This window comes from Edaphobacter aggregans DSM 19364, from assembly GCF_000745965.1.
In the GTDB taxonomy this organism is placed as follows: domain Bacteria; phylum Acidobacteriota; class Terriglobia; order Terriglobales; family Acidobacteriaceae; genus Edaphobacter; species Edaphobacter aggregans.
The window spans coordinates 1-3387 of sequence record NZ_JQKI01000266.1 but is presented as its reverse complement, the minus strand read 5'-3'; the positions used below and the strand labels follow the sequence as shown (position 1 = coordinate 3387).

At 58.6% G+C, this 3387-nt stretch carries 2 protein-coding genes; both read right to left on the bottom strand.

The annotated features are described in order from the left end of the window. Positions 1-588: 588 nt before the first annotated feature. Positions 589-2307: a PD40 domain-containing protein gene (locus tag Q363_RS30940; RefSeq protein WP_035358459.1), complete on the bottom strand. Its 1719-nt coding sequence runs from the start codon at positions 2305-2307 to the stop codon at positions 589-591. Continuing rightward, positions 2304-3272, bottom strand: coding sequence for a serine/threonine-protein kinase (locus Q363_RS30935; protein WP_169747204.1), 969 nt, complete (start codon positions 3270-3272; stop codon positions 2304-2306). The genes Q363_RS30940 and Q363_RS30935 overlap by 4 nt, the downstream gene beginning before the upstream one ends. Positions 3273-3387: the final 115 nt, after the last annotated feature.

Here is a 3387-nt window from a genome sequence, read left to right as displayed (position 1 = left end):
TGCAAACCGCCACAAGATCACCATCAAGTGGAAGTTCACAAGGAAGCTGGCACGCCTGAAACTGAACTACTCATTCAAGCGGTCACAGTACTAGGAGCGGTCATGATTCTCTTGCTCTGGCTTTATGTGACAGGATTGGCGTACCTGGTCGGAGGGGCGATCAACGCTGAAATCGAGCGCGCGGCGACGCAGAGGCGGCTCGAGCAACCTCTCTCGTAAATCGTTCTTCGAGGCCCGTTTTACGCCCCCTGAGGTGGACAGGCTCAGCAGATGCCGCGGTCGGGAAAAGCGTCCACGAACCTTTCGTCGCCCGCAGATTTTCCTCGACGTACACCCCGAGACTCCTCGCCATTTCGCCGTGCACTTCCTCTGGTGTGCCGCTGAAGCTGAGTGGCGCGCACAATGCGGCGTTTTCATCCGCCCTGCTTCTTGTTGGGATCACGTTAACGCGGACTTTATTCTGGTCAATAAGAGCGACTTGTCAACATCACCGTCCGCTCCCCAAGAAGCGGCATCAGCTCTATGAACATACGTCCCCATTGTAAGAAACTCGTTTACTCACTTTGAGGCGGGGATTAGCGCGTCGGCTCACTTCTGCACGCTATGCAGGCGAGCTTTCAGTTCTTCGGTCCAGTTCAGGACTACGTGGACCTCGACGGGCATCTCCATCGATGGTTCGGTTTTCAACAGGATGAATCTCTGCCCGCCTGGGTCGGCGTCAAAATCAACTGTTCTCATGAAATGCGGATAAGGACCTTCGACTAGCAAGCGAGGGATGCCTTTTTCGAACGTAGGCGATGTGTGGATGTCCACGGCATTCAATTTGGCGGGGCCGGCGCCCGAAAGGTAGTACAACTCCCGGCCATCGCGCGACCATCGTGCGATATCCCCGCCATCGGTGGAGATCCGCCACTTGGCGGTTTCGACACCGGGGTAGGGAGCTACATAGATCTCCGACGTTCCCGATTCAAGCGACATATACACAATCCATTGCCCGTCCGGGGAGATCTGCCCTCCGGCTCGGGCAAAAGATAGATCGTGTTTGAACAGAGGCTCCGCCTCGTGCACTCCGGCCAGCGAAAGCTTCCACAGTCTAGGAGGACCGGCCCTGCCCGTACGTTGAAAGATGAGGAGTTTCGCATCCCGAGAACATTGTGTGGGAGACAACATTGCCTGATCTTCGCGGTCCTTGTACAACACTTCTTCCTCACCGCTTCCATCGGCAGCTTTCCGAAGGATTTGCGCTCCATCCGGCCCTTGTTGCCCGTAAAGCAAACTCTTGCCATCAGGAGTCCACACCGGCCCATAGTGTTCCTCGCTGGATTTCGCATGTGTAATCGGTACAGCGAACCCCGGATGATCCGGGGCGAGAACCCAGATGTCGTGTGGCGATCCCGGGTCGATAGTGGTTGCCGCAAGGCGCCTGCCATCGGGTGAGAGACGCACGTCAATATACCAATGCTTTGGTGCTCCGATGATAGGCCGTTCCTTACCTGTGCGATCAACCCATACAAGCTCTCGATTCCCAAACATCTCGCCACCGCTGATGAACACGAGCGTTCCGTCCGCAGAAATGTCATACGCGGCATATCCGCCCGGCCCTTGCCAAACATCCTCCAAAATAGGAGCGGCCGGGCCGGTGACCTCCAGTCGCCGCAAGTCGAATGGCACGGCAAGAAGTCTGCTCCCTTGGACGTACAGCAGATGGCCAGTGGGAACGTAATGAGGCGCGGTGCCTCCCCGGATCAATTCCTTGGGTCGGCCTTTCGCTAAGTCGAAGGCGAGAATAGCTGCATCGTTCGGATTGATGAGGCTCCCGCCAGTCACGAGTAGGATGGCATGGCCGCCCGGCAGGGCATGCGGCAAGCGAAGGCCTTGCTGTCCGGCCGAATGGGGAATGGAAGCAACAAGTTGGGGCTTACCGCCCGCCTCCGGCACGCGAAAGAGTTGAGTTTCGCGGTCCGTGAAGTAAATCATGCCGTCGGAACCCCAAGCGGCACCGCCCGCTGAAGGGGCAGCGCACAGAGTGATCGGTGTGCCACCCTCCGCGCCAACCTTTAGCAGTTTTCCCTGAGCCTTAAATGCGATCCACTGGCCATCAGGGGAAAGGGTGGGAGTGGTGGCTCCTTCTGTGCCGGGGACCTGGTCCGGTTGATCGCGATCCATGCGGCGACGATACAAGTGAGCACGTCCGTTGAGTGGCGTGCTGGAGTACACGATGTAAGAGCCATCCCGCGAAATCGCCAGGTTGCCGCCATAAGCAACAAGTTGCTCGCCACCCTGACTCTTGATCGTGAATCGCTTCACTGCATGCGGCTCGGTGTGGCGCCAGGGGCTCCACAGGCCAATTCCAGCCACCGCAACCAGGCTTGCCAACAACGTCCACTGCAGAAATCTGCTCCAAGCGGCTGCGCCGTGGGAACTGCAGACAGCGCGACCAACCCACCGCTTGCTGGATTCGCGAGAGCCTCTTCGATCTCCAAACGCGCGTCGCCGATATCACGCAGCCGCTGCTTCACATCTTTCTCCAGGCAGCGGCGCAGCAGTCGCCGGACGATGGCCGGTGTTTCGTTCGGAAGCGCGCTCCAATCCGGCTCGCCGCGAACCACGCCTGCCAGCATTTCCGTCACTGTCTCACCGCCGAACGCCTGCTTAGCGGTAAGCATCTCGTAGAGCACCGCGCCGAAGGCCCAAATGTCCCCACGCTTGTCGGTCTCTTTGCCCTTCGCCTGCTCCGGTGACATGTACGCCGCAGTCCCTAATACCGTTCCAGCCTGCGTGTGCGCATGACTGATCGTGGGCGAACTGGAGAGGTTGCTTTCCGCTGCTTCACCTTCGAGCGCCTTGGCAAGTCCAAAATCAAGCAGCTTTACTTTTCCCTCTGTTGTGAACTTGACGTTCGCCGGCTTCAAGTCGCGATGGACTATGTTTTTCTCGTGCGCAGCTTCCAGAGCCTGAGCGATCTGCTGGGCGCTGAATAAAGAGTCGTCGAGTGGAATCGGACCCTGCGCGATGCGGTCAGATAGCGTAGGGCCTTCGACCAGCTCCATAACCAGGAACAAGACCCCGCGGTGTTCTTCCAGGCCGTAGATGGCGGCAATGTGCGGGTGGTTCAGCGAAGCCAGAATCTGCGCTTCGCGCTTGAAGCGTTGCAGTCGCTGTGCGTCCTGCGCAAACAGATTGGGCAGAAATTTGAGAGCGACTTCCCGCCCGAGGCGGGTATCACGCGCGCGGTACACCTCCCCCATCCCGCCCGCGCCCAATGTCGCCACGATCTCAAACAGCCCGAGTTTTCGTGGTCGCGGCGCGCTGGATCATTCCATCGACCAGAGCGATACTCTTGCGATAAAGACCGTCTGCTTCCTGGGCGTGTCCCATCTTCTCGGT